A 15,524-nucleotide genomic window follows, 5' to 3' on the forward strand; every position below is an offset into this window, starting at 1 on the left:
CAGGTTTCGCCTCCCGTACGGGCGCCAAGCCAGGGCAGGTCCTGCGCGGGAGGCGCGATGACGCCTCAGCCCTTGCCCTGCAGCTTCGCCTGTTCCAGGGACCAGTATTCCATGTCGAAGAGATCCGGCGTCGGCAACGGCGTGAACCGGCCATAAGCTTCCGCCGCCTGGATGACCCGCGCCGTTTGCGACGCCAGGTCGGCGACGATCTTCGCCTCCCCGGCGCTCCTTCCCGCACCAAACAGGCCCATGCCCCGCACGAGGATCACCCGCGGCAGCGGATCGAGCATGGTCTTCGGCTCGCTGGCCTGCGCCGCATGAATCTCGAAATAACGTTCATAGCGCCTGGTGAAGTCCGCAAGGGCTGCATCCAGTTCGCCCGCGCCTTCGGTGCCGTCCAGGACCAGCGGGAACGGCTTGACCCGGATGACGTGGTCCGGGGTGATCGTGCCCCGGCCGGTGATCTCCGCCAGGTCCGGCTGCTGCAGGAGGGTGTCGATTGCCGCATCCGCGCGAAAATCGAGCGAAACGCCCGAAGCGAAGGCAGGTCCGGCCGCCCGGATGCACGCCGACAGCAGTTCGCCGAAAGCCAGGCTGTCAGCTGTGTCGCCGCGCGGGGCAAGCGGAGGAACGAGATGCACGCCATGCTCGGCCAGGTGCGCCTCCGCAATGTTCACGAACTCGATCATACGCTCATAGGACTGGCGCGCCGTCTCGCCGAAGGTGAAGAGACCGTGATTGACCAGCCAGAGGCCTTCGCAATCCGGATGGGCGTCGAAGATCCGGGCCGCTTCGATGGACAGGTCGTAGCCCGGCATCACATAGGGCACGATGGCGAGGCGCCGCCCGTAAAGACGCCGGCCGATCGCCGCCGCATCAGGCTGGTTGACCAGCGCCAGAACCGCTGCGGCATGGGAGTGGTCGACATATTTCGCCGGCAGGAAGGCATGCAGCAGGGTCTCGATCGAAGGATTGGGAGAGGTCGGATCGAGCAGGTTGGCCCGCAGCAGCGCCACCATCTGCGGGTCTGAGAGGGCCGTCCCCGAACGGGCCTCGCACAGCGGGGTCAGCTCGAGCGCCGGCAGGCCGGGAGCCTCGATCGAGCCCAGGTCCCAGCCGCTGCCCTTCACATGCAGGACCGGCAGGAGATCTCCCCCCGCCGTTCGCCGCCGCGTCTTGACCGAGGTGTTGCCGCCGCCATGCAGCACGAGGTCGGTCTCCCCGCCGATCAGCCGCGACGTGTAGATGCGCAAGGCCAGGTCGCGTTCGGCTTCCTCCTCCCCTGCCTCGCGCAACCAGGCATGCGCCTCGTCGTCGTTCCATCTGTTGATCATCCGCACGTCGCCCATCGTCTCAAACCCGCTCGTCCGCCAGATCCGACATCACCAGCCGGTAGATATCCTTGCTGCGCGGGCCGCTCATGATGTCCTCCAGCAAGGCCACCGTCTTCTTGTAGTGATCGGTCCGGCGATGGTCGTCGACGCTCTCGGCGCTGCGGAATATCTCGACGATGGTGAACCGCGTCTCGTCCTCCGGATCCTGCAGAACGTCGAAACGAAGATTGCCCGGTTCCCGGATCGTGCCTTCGTAGTTGATCCGGAAGGCATCGAGGAAATCCCCGATGCGATCCGGCTTCACATGGATGTGAACCAGCTGAACGAACATCTTCGGGTTCACTCCACGCCGGTCTTGCCGAACTTGACGTTCAGCTCGTGGCGCTCGGTCCAGCTTTCCGGCACGGGCGCGCCGGTGTTGTTAAACCACTCCTGGACGGGAATGCCCGAGACCAGGGCGACATTGCCCCATGGCATCCAGGCGCCGGTGCGCACGATGTATTTCGCGCCGCGATAGCCGTCCTCGTGGAACCAGCTGTTGGGACGCGTGCTGGCCTTGGCATCGGGGAAGACCTCGGCAACGCCATTCCAGGCGTTCGGGTTGTTCTCCTTGGCGTCCTCGATCATGTGGTACTCTTCCACCCACATTTCCTGACGGATCGCGCGCAGCACGGTCACCAGATCCGGCACGCCCGGGCACAGTGCCAGGTCGATGACCCGGTCGTCATAGGCCATCGGATAGCCGGCATCAGTGACGAGGAGAATGTCGTCATGACCCATCTCGGAGATGGCCCGGCTCAGTTTCACGTTGAGAATTCCATTGCGCCGCATGGCATTGTCCTTTCGCGTGGGAGGAAGTCGTTCAGGCATGTCCCTGAACAATGAGAGAAATGATTTCGTCCTGGGAGGTGGTGGCCATGTCGCGCACACCGGCCATTCCGCCCAGATGCAGGATGGCCACCCGGTCGCAGACCTTGCGCACATGGCCAAGGTCGTGGCTGACCATGACGATGCCGATGCCCTTGTCGGCGAGTTCGCGCACGACGGAGAGAACCTCGTCCCTGGCGCTCGGGCTGAGGGCGGATGTCGGCTCGTCGAGGATGATGTAGCGGCTGCCGAAGGCGGTGGTCCGCGCCAGCGCCGACACCTGCCGCTGCCCGCCCGACAGGTGCCCGGACGGGGTCCGCACATCGAAGGGGCGCACGGAGAAGCTGTTGACGATCTCCTGGGCGCGCTTCCGCATCTCGCCGTATTTCAGGAAACCGAAGCGGTTGGTGATCTCGCGGCCGAGGAAGATGTTGTGCACGACCGGCATGTCGTCGAACAGGGCCAGGTCCTGGTACAGCATGGCAATGCCCGCATCGCGCGCCTCGGACGAGCTGGAAAAGGAACAGGTCTCGCCATCCACCTCGATGACGCCCTTGTCCGGTGTCACGGCACCGGCAAGCACCTTCATCAGGGTGGACTTGCCCGCGCCGTTGTCTCCCAAGAGGCCGACCACCTCGCCGGCCTTCACTTCCAGGTCGATGCCCTCGATCGCTTTGACCTGCCCGTAGGATTTGGAAATTCCGCGCAGAACCACGCTCATGTCATGCCATCCAGTGTTCGCAGAAACGTTGGAGGCAGGGGCCGCGACGCGGCCCCTGCAGGAGGCGGCGCTCAGCGGTCGAGCTGGCCCGAGTAGCGGAAGGCATGCGCGGTTTCCGCGTCGATCGCCTCGCTCGACATCTTGTAGTCCAGCGGCTTGATCGTCGCGGCCAGGACCACCGGCACGGGATCTCCCTGCGCATGGGCCCGAATGGCTTCGGCAACCGCAACGCCCCAGTCGTCATTGACCCGGAAGGCCGTCACTTTCAGGCCACCCTCCTTGATCGACTTCAGTTCGTCGGCACCGCCGCCCCAGCCATTGATGATGACATCATCCAGGACGCCGCGTTCCGTCGCGGCCGCCAGAACGCCAAGCGCCACGGCGGTGTTGCCCGCATGCAGCATCTTGATGTCGGGATAGCGGCTCAGCAGCGCATTGGCTCCGCTGAAGGCCAGTTCACGGTCGCCGTTCGCCTCGAATTCGCCAACCAGCTTCATGTTGGAGTTCTTGGTCACGCAGTCGGCGAAGTGATCCGAACGCTGGCCGTCGATGAGACCGGGAATGTAGCGAACGAGCGCGAACGTGCCCTCGCCGCCGGTCTCGCCGATCACCCAGCGGCACAGCGCCTCGGCACCGATCGTGTGGTCAAAACCGACATGGGTGATCGGCTGCTTTTCGGTGCCGTAGGTGTCGACGAAGGGATTGACGACGTTCATCACCAGCGTCGGCAGGCTCTCGGACAGGCGGGAGATATTGGACTTCTGCACCTGATACTCGGACGGGCCGATCACGACATAGTCGAAATTGCCGGCCAGAACCTGTTCGACCTGCGCGCCCTGGCGGTCGTGCTCGTCCGGCTTGATCATGAACTCGGTGATCTCGAAGGGCACGCCGAGTTCCTCGAGCCGCTTGCGGGTCGAGATGTTGAGACGGGCCCAGGCGTCCGAGGTTTCAAGGCTCGGGAACATCAAGGCGATGCGCAGCGGCTTGTCGAATGTCCTGGTGCTGGCAACCGGTTCGGCAACCACGGACTTCATGAACGCATCCATGGCGACCCGTTCGGCCGGCACCATTTCATGCAGCTCCGGCAGCAGGAAGTAGCCACGCTCCTTGGCGCCCGCCGGCACCTCCTGGGCCGCAAGCGGCAAGGACAGGGCAAGGACTGCAGCACCGGTCAGCAGGATCGTCTTGGCGAATGTCTTCTTGGTCATTTTCGTCTCCTCCTCTTTGTTTTTTGGTATCCAGGTAAACCTATTCCTCGCTGCGGCTGTTGCTGCGGGAGTAGAGGCCGATGGTGATCAGGATGACGGCGCCGGCGGCGACATGCTGCCAGAACGCCTCGAAGCCGAGCATCACGACGGCATTGGTGATGGTGGCCAGCAGCCAGGCACCGAGCAGCGTTCCGATGATCGAGCCGCGTCCGCCGAACAGGTTGGTGCCGCCGACGATCACCGCAGCGACGGTGTTCAGCAGGATCGTCACCGCGCCCGAGGCGACCACCGCGTCGAGACGACCGGTCAGGATGATGCCGCCCAGAGCCGCGATCAGACCCATGAACACGTAGACGCCGACCCGGTAGTTGAGCACGCTGATGCCGAGCCGCCGGGCCGCGACCGGATTGCCACCGACGGCATGCAGCCGGGCGCCGATCTTGTGGTAGGCGAAGATGCAATGCGCCACGACGATCAGGGTCAGGGCGATGATCAGCGGCATGGGAATTCCGAGCAGCCGCCCGCGCCCGAGCCAGGTGATGACCTCCGGAAACCCGAAAAAGACGCCGCCGCCTGCATAGACAAGGGCGAGACCGCGGAACACGAGCTCCGTCGACAGAGTGACGATGAAGTCCGGCATCCTGAGCCGCGTGATCAGCAACCCGTTGACCAGGCCGCAGAGCCCGCCGGTGGCAAAGCCGACAAGTATCGCGACCCACAGCGGCAGGCCGAAATCCTTCAGCGCGGCCGCGAAGGCGACGCTCGAGAGCGTCAGGATCGCGCCGATCGACAGATCGATGCCGCGCGCGGTGATCACCGCCGTCATGCCGATGCCGAGCAGCATGATCAGCGAGGCATCAAGGGAAATCGCCCGCATGTTGCCGGCTGAAAAGAAGTTCGGCGTGGTGACGGCCATGAGCAGCGCGATGATGACGAGCATCACCGCCGGCGCGGCGAGCGGAACCTTGGTCGGTCCGAACAAGGGAGGCAGGTTGCCCCGCCAGCTCGGGGTCTCAAGCGCCTGGCGCTGCCGCGCGGCCTTCGCGGAACCGTCGTCTTGTACGAGTGCCAATGTTCTCTCCCAGAAGAATATGTTCATTTGTTTTTTGTTGGATCAATTGAACACACACCTTCGGAAAGGTGTCAAGAGGCTCATTTTCGGGCCCAGCGACGCGCGCAGGCGCACGCCGTCGCACACCCCGAAAACGGGGCGTGAAACGCATTCAGGCAGACATGGAAAGGAGGCGGATCACTCCACGAGCGCGTTGGCAGTCTGCTCGTCGGTGATGAAAATGTTGATGAAATCGCCCTGGAGGGCGGCCCGGATCGCGGGCACCTTGTCGAGACCGCCGGAGGCGGCAATCATGCGTGGCGCCTTGCGGTAGCTCTCCAGCGGGAGGCCGATCACCCTTTCGTGCAAGGGCAGGTCGATCTCGTTGCCCCCGGCATCGAAGAAGCGGCACAAAACATCCCCGACCGCGCCGCTGCGGCGCATGGCCTCGACCTCGGCCGGATGGACATAACCGCGTCGTATCACGCTGGCGGTCTCGTCAACCGCGCCGATGCCGACCAGCGCGTAATCGGCCTTCAGGGCCATCTGCAAGGTGTTTCGCACGCTGGCATCGCGCAGCATCGCCTTGGCGATCTGGGCGTCCTCGACCACAAGCGGGGCCGGCACGAGGAACATCTTGCAATCGGCGCTGACGACCCGGAGCCCGTCGACATAGGCCTGTACGCCGCCGGTCATGCCAACGAGGTCGATCCGCCGGTCATTGACGAGATGGCCGAGGCGGCGGATCGCCGCGCCGACCATTTCCCCCCAGCCGACGGCCAGGAGACCGCCTTCCTCCAGGCGTTGCATCAGGAACTGGGCGGCGGCCTGGCCCAGCCGTTCGCTGCGCGGCTCCCCCGACAGATGCGGAATGACCCGCACCTCCTCCAGCTTGAAACGATCCTGCACGCGCCGTTCGATCTCGAGGCAGCCCTGCAAAGCGGAATTGATCCGCACCTCGAGCATGCCGCTGCGGCGGCCATTTTCAAGCATCCTTGAGACTTTGATGCGCGGCAGTCCCAGTTTCTCGCCGATCGCCTGCTGCGTCAGGCCGTCATGGTAGTAATACCAGGCGACCCTGGCGAGCAGCGCGTCTTCCTCGGAAATGATGGGCGTTTCAAAAGCATTCATGGATGATCTCTCAGGCACGCACCGGGACGTGGGCCTTTTCTGACGCAGGGGTTTCCGGCCGAAAACTCAACGGCATTACGAATCAGGTCCCGCCAAACTTCAAGCTGAAAGCGGTCACCCTTGGCCTGGCGCGTTTGCCCCGGGGCGAACCGGGCAGTCAAGGTGAAATGCGGGTCAGGGCGCTTGACGACCCGCATCGCTCGTGTTCATATGTTTTTTATAACAACAATTGATCTAGTCGTAAAGCGATCTGGCATCCACCATTCAGGCCTCGGACGAAACGGGCCGGACAGCCGGACCTTCCCCCGGAGAGGAACATCATGACGACCACCGCCTTGCGCGCGCCCGCCCACGCTTCCAACATGCGGCTGATCGGCCATTGCACCCAGGGAGGCCGGTCCGACGGCACCCAGATCATGGTGCGGGACGGTTATGCCTATGTCGCCCACATCTTCTCCGGGGGCTTCAGCGTGATCGACGTTCGCGACCCGGCCCGGCCGCGCACGGTGAACTATGTCCCCTCCCCGGCCAACACGTGGTCGCTGCATCTCCAGGTGCATGACAATCTGCTGCTGACGGTGCATGCCCAGGACCAGTTCGCCCAGCCTTCAAGCGACGACGAGCGCAACTACTACAAGGCGGACACGCGCGACGTCTCCAAGGCGATGGGATCGAAAGACCGCAACCACTCCGCCGGCATGGCCGTCTACGACCTGAGCGACCCGGTCACCCCGCGCCAGATCGGGTTCATGCCGGTCGACGGCGTCGGCCTGCACCGGATCTGGTACACGGGCGGGCGCTGGGCCTATGCCTCCGCCCAGATCGAGGGCTTCACCGATTTCATTCTCGTGACGATCGACATGTCCGACCCGACGCGGCCGGAGATCGCCGGCCGGTTCTGGCTGCCGGGCATGAATGTCGCCGCTGGCGAAGTGCCGGACTGGCCGCTCGCGGAGGGGCGCTACAGCCTGCATCATCCGATCGTTCACGGCGACACGGCCTATTGCGGCTGGCGCGACGCCTGCCTTGTCGTTGTCGACGTGAAGGACCGCACCGACCCCAGGATGATCGCGCATCGCAACTGGGCGCCGCCCTTCGGCGGCGGCACCCATAATTGCCTGCCCCTGCCCGACCGCGATCTGCTGATCGTCGTCGACGAGACGGTCCTCGACAACGAGGAGGACGGCGACAAGCCGATCTGGATCTTCGACATCCGCAATCCGGCCAACCCGGTGTCGATCGCCACGTTCCCCAAACCCGACGACCGGGACTACAAGGCCGTCGGCGGTCATTTCGGGCCGCACAACGTGCATGAAAACCGGCCGGGCAGCTTCGTCAGCTCAACGCTGATCTTCTCCACCTGGCAGAATGCCGGCCTCAGGGTGCACGACATTTCCAATCCCTATGCGCCCCGGGAGGTCGGCGCACTGGTGCCCCAGGCACCGACCCGTCACGTCGACCACCGTCCCGGCCGGCCGCTGGTTATCAACACCACCGACGTCTTCGTGGACTCGGCCGGCCTTGTCTATTTTACTGATTTCAGTGGCGGAGGCCTGCACATCGCCGAGTTCAACGGCTGAGACCGGCCGATAGCACGACGAGGAGAGCTCAATGCCGCAATACTATCTTGCCATCGATGCCGGCACCGGCAGCGGCCGGGCCGTGGTCTTTGATCACACGGGCCGGCAATGCGGTCTCAGCCAGGAGGAATGGACCCATATCAGCGAGGCGGGCGTTCCCGGCTCGATGAGCTTCGACTGCGCGGCGAACTGGCGGTTGCTCTCCCGCTGCATCCGCCGCGCCATCGCCGATGCCGACATCCGCGCCGACGAGATCGCGGCGATCAGCTCGACCTCGATGCGCGAAGGCATCGTCGTCTACGACGCGGCCGGAACCGAATTGTGGGCCTGCGCCAATGTCGATGGACGGGCAACGGCCGAAGTCGCCGACCTGAAGGCCCGCGACGAGGAACTGGAAGCGCATTTCTACCGCGTCAGCGGCCAGACTTTCGCGCTCGGGGTCTGGCCGCGCCTGGAATGGCTGCGCCGCAACCGCCCTCGCATCTTCGAAAAGGCGGCAAGGCTGTCGATGATCAACGACTGGGTTGCCGCCCGGTTGAGCGGCGAGATCGTCGTCGAACCGTCCAACGCAGGAACCACGGGACTGCTGGATCCCGGCGCCCGGCAATGGTCGGACGCGCTCATCGCCAGGGCCGGACTGCCGCGCGGGTTGTTCCCGCAGGTCGTCGAACCCGGATCGGCGATCGGCGGTGTGACAGCGAAGGCGGCGGAGGAAACGGGGCTGAAAACCGGCACGCCGGTGATCTGCGGCGGCGGCGACGTGCAGATGGGAACGCTTGGCCTCGGCGTCACCCGCGACGGCGACGCCGCCATTCTCGGCGGCACGTTCTGGCAGCAGGTGATCAACATCCCAACGGGCCGCACCGACGACACAAGGCGGGTGCGCATCAATCCCCATGTGGTGACCGGGCTCAACCAGGCCGAATGCATCTCCTTTTTCGTCGGCCTGACCATGCGCTGGTTTCGCGACACGTTCTGCGACGCGGAAAAAGCAGAGGCCGCCCGGCGCGGCATGGACGTCTACGCCCTCTTGGAGGAAATGGCAGCCAGGGTTCCGCCCGGTAGCAACGGGATCATCCCGGTCTTTTCCGACGCGATGGATTTCGGGCACTGGTACCACGCAGCGCCCTCCTTCCTGAACATGTCGATCGAGCCGGGGCACACCACCAAGGCGAGCCTGTTCCGGGCCCTGGAAGAGAACGCCGCCATCGTCTCCAGCATCAACCTGGAGCGGGTGATGAGCTTCTCCAAGGTCAGCATCGACAAGCCGGTCGTGTTCGCCGGAGGCGCCTCCAAAGGAGCACTCTGGGCTCAGATCCTGGCCGATGTGCTGGGCCGCGAAGTCGCCATTCCCAAGGTGCGCGAGGCAACGGCCTTGGGATGTGCCGCCGTCGCCGCCTTCGGCATCGGCAACTTCTCCTCGCTGGCGGAAGCCGGCTCGGAAATGTCCGAAGTGGAACGGATCGTGACGCCCGACCCTGCAATGGCGGAAACCTATCTCGCCGCGCGCGATCGCTGGGAACGCGCCTATCCGCAGCAAAAGGCCCTGACCGACGCCGGCGTCACCTCCGCCATGTGGCGCGCGCCCGGCGTGTGACCCCGCAGAGCTTCGAAAACCGGAGCCGAGAGAACATGACGCGGTCCGCCAGGGAAGACCGCAGTGGGTAGCGCCTGCTCGCAGGCGGCCACGGCCCTCCCGATCAGCAGACATGCGGGCGCATCTCCGGCAGGCCTCGGCCGCCCCTGCGGGCGAGAAGGCGAGAGCCGAGAACCGCGAGCATCAAGATGGCGAGGCCCGCTCCAACCGCGACAAAAAACCCGGCTTGCACGTCGAAGGCATCGACGATCTGCCCGGCCAGCGCAGCGCCCAGTGCCGTTCCCGTGTTGAGGCCGGCGAGAAGCCAGGTCAGCCCCTCCGTCAGTTTTGCTCCCGGCACTGCCTGTTCCACCAGTTCCATCGCCACGATCATCGTCGGGGCGAAGAACAGGCCACCGACCAGCACTGCCAGCGAGAGCGCCATGATGTTGCCCGCAAGCAGCAGGGGCACGGTCGCCGCAGCCGTCGCCAGCCCGCCGAGCACCAGAAGATGGCGGTGCGGGATATCGATCCGCAAGGCTCCGAAAAGCAGGCCGGCAGCGCAGGAACCCACGGCATAGGACGACAGAACGAAGCTCGCGGCGGCCGGCCGCCCCTGCTGGTCGGCAAACGCCACGCTTCCGATATCGATTGAACCAACGACGCCGCCCATGGCAACCATCATCAGGGTCAGGGCAAGGACCACCGGATTGCGAAAGACAGCGATGTTCTCGCCCGGGAGCGGAGCGACAGGCTTCACACCGGGCTCGGTCGCGGTCTGGGCGGTGAAAAGCGCCACGCCCGCTGCCAGCAGAACCGCCGCCGCAAGTGGTCCCGCCTGGGGGAAAAGCGCAACGCCGAGGCCGACGGACAGCGGCGGACCGGCGATGAAAGACATCTCGTCGAGGACCGTCTCGAGGGAGTAGGCCGCCTTCAGCTGCGGCTGTCCGCTGTAGATTTCCGTCCAGCGGGCGCGTGCCATCGCGGACATGCTGGGCATGAAACCGGAGAGGATCGCAGCCGCGAACAATGTCCAGTCCGGCATCCGCCAGTATGAGCAGGCCAGCAGGATCAGCAGTCCGGAAACGCTCGCTCCGGCCGCTGCGGGCAACACACGCCCCTGCCCCTTCCTGTCGACCAGACGGGAAATCTGCGGAGCGGCCAGCGCATAGGTAAAGACGAAGGTCGCCGCCACGCCGCCGGCCAGCCCGTAGCTGCCGCGAAGCTGGGAAACCATCGTGATGATGCCGATGCCGGTCATCGGCAGAGGCAGGCGCGCGAGGAAGCCGGCGACGGCAAAGCTCGCCGTTCCCGGAGCGCGAAAGAGGTCCCGGTAGGGGTTGGCCATGTTGGATATCCCTTGGAGGGCGGAAGCGCGATTGCTCGCCCGAGATTGACATACAGATTGCATGTGAGTGATACTGACATGCAATCTGTATGTCAATTAACATGCATTATGTATGTGAATAAGGAGCCCGGCATGGTTCGCCGAACCCGGCAGGAAATGATCGAGGAAACGAAGCGAAAGCTGATCGCATCTGCTCGCGGCATATTGGCTCGCGAGGGCTATGCGGACGCGGCGATGGAGGATTTCACCGGATCGGCAGGCCTGACCCGTGGCGCGCTCTATCACCATTTCGGTGACAAGAAGGGCCTGTTGCGCGCCGTCGTGCAGACGGTCGAAGGCGAGATGGACCAACGGCTGGAGGCTGCGGCCAGCGGGTCGAGCGATCTGTGGGAGGCATTCCGGCAGCGCTGTCGTCTCTACCTGGAAATGGCGCTCGAACCGGAGATCCAGCGCATTGTCCTGCGCGACGCCCCGTCGATCCTCGGTGCAGCCTATACCCAGGCCAGTGAACGCAAGTGTCTTGTCTCCCTGTCGTCCCTGCTCTCACGGCTGATGGCCGAGGGACGGGTAAAGGCGGGAGACCCCGAGACGCTCGCCCGGATGATCAACGGCGCGCTGGTGGATGCAGCGCTGTGGATCGCGGATGGAGACGATCCGGGAAACCGTCTTGTCAATGCGGCCGACACGCTTGAGCTGTTGCTGTCGGGGCTCGAGACCGGGCGATGAATTCTCAAGGCCCCTGCAAGGGGTATTGCCTGTTTACCGCCGGGCCCGACCGCGCGGTCGGGTCCGGCGGGGTAGCGGATCCTACATCTTGCAGTCCTGGTGGAAGCTGTCCTCATAGTCCTCGACAACGGTCTTCACCACCGTCGTCCAGAACTTGCCGTCCTCGCGCTTGGCCACCTTCAGCATGTGGAAATCCTGGATCGGATAGTGATTGTTGCTGAAGGAGAACTCGCCGCGCACCGAGGTGAACGCGGCGGCCTCGAGCGCCGCCCTCATGGCATCCTTGTCCTCGGTATTGCCGGCGGTCCTTTCAAGAGCGCTGCCGATCAGCTGGGCCGCATCGTAGGCTTGCGCCGCGAAGGAACCCGGGACATAGCCGTATTTCTCCTCGAAAGCGGCGACGAAGGCCTTGTTGGCCTCGTTGTCCATGTCGGGCGCCCACGATCCGGCGGAGAGGAAACCGAGCGCGGCATCCTGCTGGCCGGGCAGCGTGGACTCGTCCGTGGTGAAGACCGACAGGAACTTCAGCTTGTCGGAAAGTCCGGCCGCATCGAACTGCCGGACCAGCCGCACCCCCATGCCGCCCGGCATGAACGTGAACAGCGCGTCGGCACCCGAGGTGGCGATCCGCGCCAGCTCGGGCGAGAAATCCTGATGGCCGAGCGGTGTGAACATCTCGTCCGCCACGCCGCCCTTGAAGGTCTGCTTGAAGCCCTCGATATTGTCGCGCCCGGCCTGGTAGTTCGGCACCATGGCGATGACGTTCTTGAAGCCTTCCTCATTGGCGATCATGCCGCTGACTTCGGCCGGCTGATTGTTCTGGTAGGAAGTGACGAAGAAATAGGGGTTGCAGTTGCGCCCGGCAAAGGTCGAGGGGCCCGCATTCGGGCTGATCAGGAAGGTTTCGGACTGCACGACCGGCTTGAAGATCGCCTGCAGCATGTTCGAGAATACCGTACCGACCACGAAGTCGACCTGGTCCCGCTCGAGCAGCGAGCGCGCCTTGATCAGCGCCACGTCCGGCTTGAGTTCGTCATCCTCGACGATCAGGTCCACCGGTTGCCCGCCCAGCATTCCGCCATTCTGCTCGAGCGCCAGCTGAAAGCCGTCGACGATCTGCTGGCCCAGCGCCGCCGGCGGGCCCGACAGCGTGACCACCATGCCGATCTTGATATCCTCGGCGAGCGCCGCCGAGGTGGCGAGCGCACCAAGCGCGACGCCCGTTGCCAGTCCCGCGAGTTTCCGTGTCCATCTGGAAGTCATGATTATTCCCCTCTTCACGCCCCGTACCGGGGTCGGATTTTTGCAAGATGGCCAGTCCGGGCACGGCGCACCGCCCCCCTGGCCTGTCGTACCGGCCTCCCGTCCGCCGGTTCTTCCTGTCGCCGGCTTCGCTCTCAGCCGGTCTTCTTCGCGGCGAAACCCGCCATTTTCGCATAGCCCTCGACGATGGCCTTGCGGTCCGCATGGCTGAGAACATCCTCGATGTTGTCGAAGCGGCGCGGGCTGATCCGCTCCACCTCGTCGATCACCCGCTCCGGCCCGCCCTTGCGGTTGGTGCGCACCACCTCGGCCGTCTTCGGCAACCGGTCCAGCTCGTAGCGGTAGAGTGCCTCGCGCGGATGTTCGGCTCGAACCATGTGATCGGCAAGGCAGCGTGCGTCCAGAATGGCCTGTGCCGCTCCGTTCGAGCCGACCGGATACATCGGATGGGCCGCATCGCCGAGCAACGTCACCCGTCCGTGCGTCCAGCGCGGCAACGGATCGCGGTCCGCCATCGGGTATTCGAAGATCGTACCGCTGGCGCGCACCAGCGCCTCCACGTCGAAGCCGGGCACGGTAAACCGCCGGGCATGGGGCAGCACCCTGGAAAGCGGTGCCTGTTTCGACCAGCTTTCAGGAGGCGGCGGCGACACGGAAGCATCGGCAACGCGGACGTTGACCACCCAGTTCATCAGTTGCCGGCCGTCCTTTGCGGGCGCGATCGGGTAAAGCACCAGCTTGCCACCCAGCCCGCCGGCGATGGCCATGGTCTCACCGTCCTCCCAGACCGGCCACTCGGCCGCGCCCCGCCACATGACAACGCCTTGCCAGCTCGGCGAGCCTTCGCCCGGGTAGAAGCGCTTGCGCCCCATGCTGTGGATGCCGTCGGCGCAGACCAGCACCTCGGCCCGCAGCGTACGCGAGGAAAGCCCGTCGAGCGCGTCCGTGAAATGCGCCGTGACGCCGGCCTCGTCCTGCACGAAGCCGGACAACCTGAGCCCCGTCGCAACCGCACCTGGTCCCATCCGCTCGATCACCGCGTCATAGAGCAGTTTCTGCAGCCGCCCCCGGTGGATGGAGAACTGCGGGTGCTTGTGGCCCGCGTGCAGGCCCCGCAGCTCGCGCCAGACCTCCTGGCCCTGGCGGGTCAGATAGCGCAACTCGCGCGTGCGCAGGCCCACCTCGTCGAGCCGTTCCAGAAGCCCCAGCTCCGCCAGTTCGGCAATCGAGTGGGGCAACGTGTTGATGCCCACCCCGACCTCGCGCACCTCCGGCGCCTGCTCGACCACCTGGGCCTTGATGCCCCGCGCGTGCAGCATCAAGGCGGTGGTCAGCCCGCCGATACCCGCGCCCGCGATCAGGACCGTCATTGCGTCGTCTCGCTGTCTTGCGGCGGCAGGAAGTCGATGGCATGCGCCGCCGAGACCGCGACGATCTCGGCCGGGTCCGCGCCCGGCCCCATGTTGTGCAGCGCCCAGAACAGGTCGTAGAGCTGCAGCGTCGGCGTCACCCAGAACAGCGTCTTGATCGCGCTTTCGGACTTGTTGAAGATCCCGTGCGGCACGCCGCGCGGCAGCTTGACCAGATCGCCCGGCTCGCCGATCGCCTCGGCCCCGTCGAGCAGGAACGTGAAGCGGCCCTCGAGAATGTAGAGAAACTCGTCCTGATCCGGATGGATATGCGGCGGCACGAAAGTGCCCGGCGGCAGGGTCGCATGCCAGGAGAAACACTCCTCGGTCATCTGCTTGGGCACATAGGTCTGGCCGAGGATGTTCCAGCGGATCTGTTCGATGCTCTCGCCGGATTTCACGATACCGGGGGCCATTGCGGTCATGGTCTGTCCTTTCATGCGGGGTTGGCCGGGGCGGGTCAGGCCTCGCCGGCGAAGGCGGCGGTGATCGCGGAGGACGGATCCTTCAGCCCCTCGAGCACCGTGAAGTGATTGTGATCGCCCTCGACATGGGCCGTGGCCGGCACGTCGAGCCCGCCCCAGACATCCGCGAGCAACCGCGCCTGCCGGATGAATTCGGGCCGCTCGCCGCCGCCGACCCAGCAGGTGAGCGGCGCGGCCACGCCGGGCTGCGCCAGCACCGCACTTTCACTGCGTGCCTCGGCAAGATCCAGACGCAGAGTCTCGTTCATCTTCGTGTGGAGCAGCGGGCGCAGGTCGTGCAGCCCGCTGATCGACAGCGTGTGCTCGATGCGGGCGCGAACGCCCTCGGAGAGCGGGCTGTCGGCGCAAACCATCCGGCTGACCAGGTGGCCACCGGCCGAATGCCCCGAAAGCCGGATCGGTCCGGCAACGTGAGCCGCGACATGCTCGATGGCCCGGCCGATCTGGGCGGTGATCTGCGAGATCCTCGCCTCCGGGGCAAGCGTGTAGCTCGGCAGGCAGACCGCCCACCCCCTTGCCCGCGCGCCCTCGGCGAAGTCCGTCCAGAAGGACTTGTCGAGCCGCATCCAGTAGCCGCCATGGACGAAGACGGCGAGCCCGCGCGCCTCCCCTTGCGGCCAGGCGATGTCATAGGCCTCGCGCGGGTGCCCGCCATAGGCGATGTCGAGTTCGAGCCGGTGCCCCTCGGCCTGCATCCGCGCGCGGTATTCGGCGGCACGCGCCGACCAGAAACCCGGAAGCTCATGCGAGTTCGTCACATGAGCCATGTTCGCGAAGGCATCGTCCCAGTCGCGGGCGGGGGGAAGAACCGTTGTCATGGTC

General features: G+C 65.2%; 15 protein-coding genes. 3 read left to right on the forward strand and 12 right to left on the reverse strand.

Annotated elements, in window-relative coordinates; genetic code table 11:
* Nucleotides 1-65 precede the first annotated feature (65 nt).
* The 7 genes from ACQY46_RS18160 to ACQY46_RS18190 form a co-directional block, all read right to left on the reverse strand.
* Nucleotides 66-1,334 (reverse strand): class II aldolase/adducin family protein, encoded by a 1,269-nt coding sequence (locus tag ACQY46_RS18160; protein WP_428697408.1) that lies wholly within the window; start codon nt 1,332-1,334, stop codon nt 66-68.
* A 19-nt stretch (nt 1,335-1,353) separates the two neighbouring features.
* On the reverse strand, nt 1,354-1,665 hold the full coding sequence (locus tag ACQY46_RS18165) for an antibiotic biosynthesis monooxygenase (protein ID WP_428697409.1): 312 nt from the start codon (nt 1,663-1,665) through the stop codon (nt 1,354-1,356).
* Between the two features lie 8 nt (nt 1,666-1,673).
* Nucleotides 1,674-2,165, reverse strand: coding sequence for a D-ribose pyranase (gene rbsD, locus ACQY46_RS18170; protein WP_158193677.1), 492 nt, complete (start codon nt 2,163-2,165; stop codon nt 1,674-1,676).
* Between the two features lie 31 nt (nt 2,166-2,196).
* A complete protein-coding gene (locus ACQY46_RS18175) occupies nt 2,197-2,922 on the reverse strand; it encodes an ATP-binding cassette domain-containing protein (protein WP_428697410.1) in 726 nt (241 codons plus the stop codon).
* A gap of 71 nt (nt 2,923-2,993) precedes the next feature.
* Nucleotides 2,994-4,133: a substrate-binding domain-containing protein gene (locus tag ACQY46_RS18180; RefSeq protein ID WP_428697411.1), complete on the reverse strand. Its 1,140-nt coding sequence runs from the start codon at nt 4,131-4,133 to the stop codon at nt 2,994-2,996.
* Between the two features lie 40 nt (nt 4,134-4,173).
* The gene (locus ACQY46_RS18185) at nt 4,174-5,205 is read right to left on the reverse strand and encodes an ABC transporter permease (RefSeq protein ID WP_306028276.1); all 1,032 of its coding nucleotides are present in this window, start codon (nt 5,203-5,205) and stop codon (nt 4,174-4,176) included.
* Nucleotides 5,206-5,382: 177 nt separating this feature from the next.
* Complete coding sequence (locus ACQY46_RS18190) at nt 5,383-6,315, reverse strand: sugar-binding transcriptional regulator (RefSeq protein ID WP_306028275.1); 933 nt, start codon at nt 6,313-6,315, stop codon at nt 5,383-5,385.
* A gap of 320 nt (nt 6,316-6,635) precedes the next feature.
* Here ACQY46_RS18190 and ACQY46_RS18195 point away from each other — a divergent pair, with 320 nt between their 5' ends.
* Together ACQY46_RS18195 and lsrK are read left to right on the forward strand one after the other, a co-directional pair.
* A complete protein-coding gene (locus tag ACQY46_RS18195; protein ID WP_428697412.1) occupies nt 6,636-7,895 on the forward strand; it encodes an LVIVD repeat-containing protein in 1,260 nt (419 codons plus the stop codon).
* Between the two features lie 31 nt (nt 7,896-7,926).
* Nucleotides 7,927-9,492 carry an autoinducer-2 kinase gene (gene lsrK, locus ACQY46_RS18200; RefSeq protein ID WP_428697413.1) on the forward strand — a complete coding sequence of 522 codons (1,566 nt, stop codon included), beginning with the start codon at nt 7,927-7,929 and terminating at the stop codon, nt 9,490-9,492.
* A 103-nt stretch (nt 9,493-9,595) separates the two neighbouring features.
* On the opposite strand, the gene ACQY46_RS18205 is transcribed toward lsrK, so the two are convergent.
* A complete protein-coding gene (locus tag ACQY46_RS18205; protein ID WP_428697414.1) occupies nt 9,596-10,819 on the reverse strand; it encodes an MFS transporter in 1,224 nt (407 codons plus the stop codon).
* 132 nt (nt 10,820-10,951) lie between these two features.
* Between ACQY46_RS18205 and ACQY46_RS18210 the strand changes: the two genes are divergently transcribed.
* Nucleotides 10,952-11,545: a TetR/AcrR family transcriptional regulator gene (locus tag ACQY46_RS18210; protein ID WP_428697415.1), complete on the forward strand. Its 594-nt coding sequence runs from the start codon at nt 10,952-10,954 to the stop codon at nt 11,543-11,545.
* A gap of 81 nt (nt 11,546-11,626) precedes the next feature.
* Here the strand turns inward: ACQY46_RS18210 and ACQY46_RS18215 are convergent, their stop codons facing one another.
* From ACQY46_RS18215 to ACQY46_RS18230, 4 genes are all read right to left on the reverse strand, one after another.
* The gene (locus ACQY46_RS18215; protein WP_428697416.1) at nt 11,627-12,808 is read right to left on the reverse strand and encodes an ABC transporter substrate-binding protein; all 1,182 of its coding nucleotides are present in this window, start codon (nt 12,806-12,808) and stop codon (nt 11,627-11,629) included.
* Nucleotides 12,809-12,942: 134 nt separating this feature from the next.
* Nucleotides 12,943-14,178 carry a flavin-dependent oxidoreductase gene (locus ACQY46_RS18220; RefSeq protein ID WP_428697417.1) on the reverse strand — a complete coding sequence of 412 codons (1,236 nt, stop codon included), beginning with the start codon at nt 14,176-14,178 and terminating at the stop codon, nt 12,943-12,945.
* Nucleotides 14,175-14,642: a cupin domain-containing protein gene (locus tag ACQY46_RS18225; protein ID WP_428697418.1), complete on the reverse strand. Its 468-nt coding sequence runs from the start codon at nt 14,640-14,642 to the stop codon at nt 14,175-14,177. The genes ACQY46_RS18220 and ACQY46_RS18225 overlap by 4 nt, the downstream gene beginning before the upstream one ends.
* 35 nt (nt 14,643-14,677) lie before the next feature.
* On the reverse strand, nt 14,678-15,520 hold the full coding sequence (locus tag ACQY46_RS18230; RefSeq protein ID WP_428697419.1) for an alpha/beta hydrolase: 843 nt from the start codon (nt 15,518-15,520) through the stop codon (nt 14,678-14,680).
* Between the last annotated feature and the right edge of the window lie 4 nt (nt 15,521-15,524).

Source organism: Stappia sp., from assembly GCF_965276915.1.
In the GTDB taxonomy this organism is placed as follows: domain Bacteria; phylum Pseudomonadota; class Alphaproteobacteria; order Rhizobiales; family Stappiaceae; genus Stappia.

What these genes read in the sequence shown, in the direction of transcription:
- ACQY46_RS18180 (WP_428697411.1), bottom strand. Translation starts at nt 4,133, where the DNA reads ATGACCAAGAAGACATTCGCCAAGACGATCCTGCTGACCGGTGCTGCA.
- ACQY46_RS18165 (WP_428697409.1), bottom strand. Translation starts at nt 1,665, where the DNA reads ATGTTCGTTCAGCTGGTTCACATCCATGTGAAGCCGGATCGCATCGGG.
- ACQY46_RS18205 (WP_428697414.1), bottom strand. Translation starts at nt 10,819, where the DNA reads ATGGCCAACCCCTACCGGGACCTCTTTCGCGCTCCGGGAACGGCGAGC.
- ACQY46_RS18195 (WP_428697412.1), top strand. Translation starts at nt 6,636, where the DNA reads ATGACGACCACCGCCTTGCGCGCGCCCGCCCACGCTTCCAACATGCGG.
- ACQY46_RS18215 (WP_428697416.1), bottom strand. Translation starts at nt 12,808, where the DNA reads ATGACTTCCAGATGGACACGGAAACTCGCGGGACTGGCAACGGGCGTC.
- ACQY46_RS18175 (WP_428697410.1), bottom strand. Translation starts at nt 2,922, where the DNA reads ATGAGCGTGGTTCTGCGCGGAATTTCCAAATCCTACGGGCAGGTCAAA.
- ACQY46_RS18160 (WP_428697408.1), bottom strand. Translation starts at nt 1,334, where the DNA reads ATGATCAACAGATGGAACGACGACGAGGCGCATGCCTGGTTGCGCGAG.
- ACQY46_RS18210 (WP_428697415.1), top strand. Translation starts at nt 10,952, where the DNA reads ATGGTTCGCCGAACCCGGCAGGAAATGATCGAGGAAACGAAGCGAAAG.
- ACQY46_RS18190 (WP_306028275.1), bottom strand. Translation starts at nt 6,315, where the DNA reads ATGAATGCTTTTGAAACGCCCATCATTTCCGAGGAAGACGCGCTGCTC.
- ACQY46_RS18220 (WP_428697417.1), bottom strand. Translation starts at nt 14,178, where the DNA reads ATGACGGTCCTGATCGCGGGCGCGGGTATCGGCGGGCTGACCACCGCC.
- ACQY46_RS18230 (WP_428697419.1), bottom strand. Translation starts at nt 15,520, where the DNA reads ATGACAACGGTTCTTCCCCCCGCCCGCGACTGGGACGATGCCTTCGCG.
- rbsD (WP_158193677.1), bottom strand. Translation starts at nt 2,165, where the DNA reads ATGCGGCGCAATGGAATTCTCAACGTGAAACTGAGCCGGGCCATCTCC.
- ACQY46_RS18225 (WP_428697418.1), bottom strand. Translation starts at nt 14,642, where the DNA reads ATGACCGCAATGGCCCCCGGTATCGTGAAATCCGGCGAGAGCATCGAA.
- lsrK (WP_428697413.1), top strand. Translation starts at nt 7,927, where the DNA reads ATGCCGCAATACTATCTTGCCATCGATGCCGGCACCGGCAGCGGCCGG.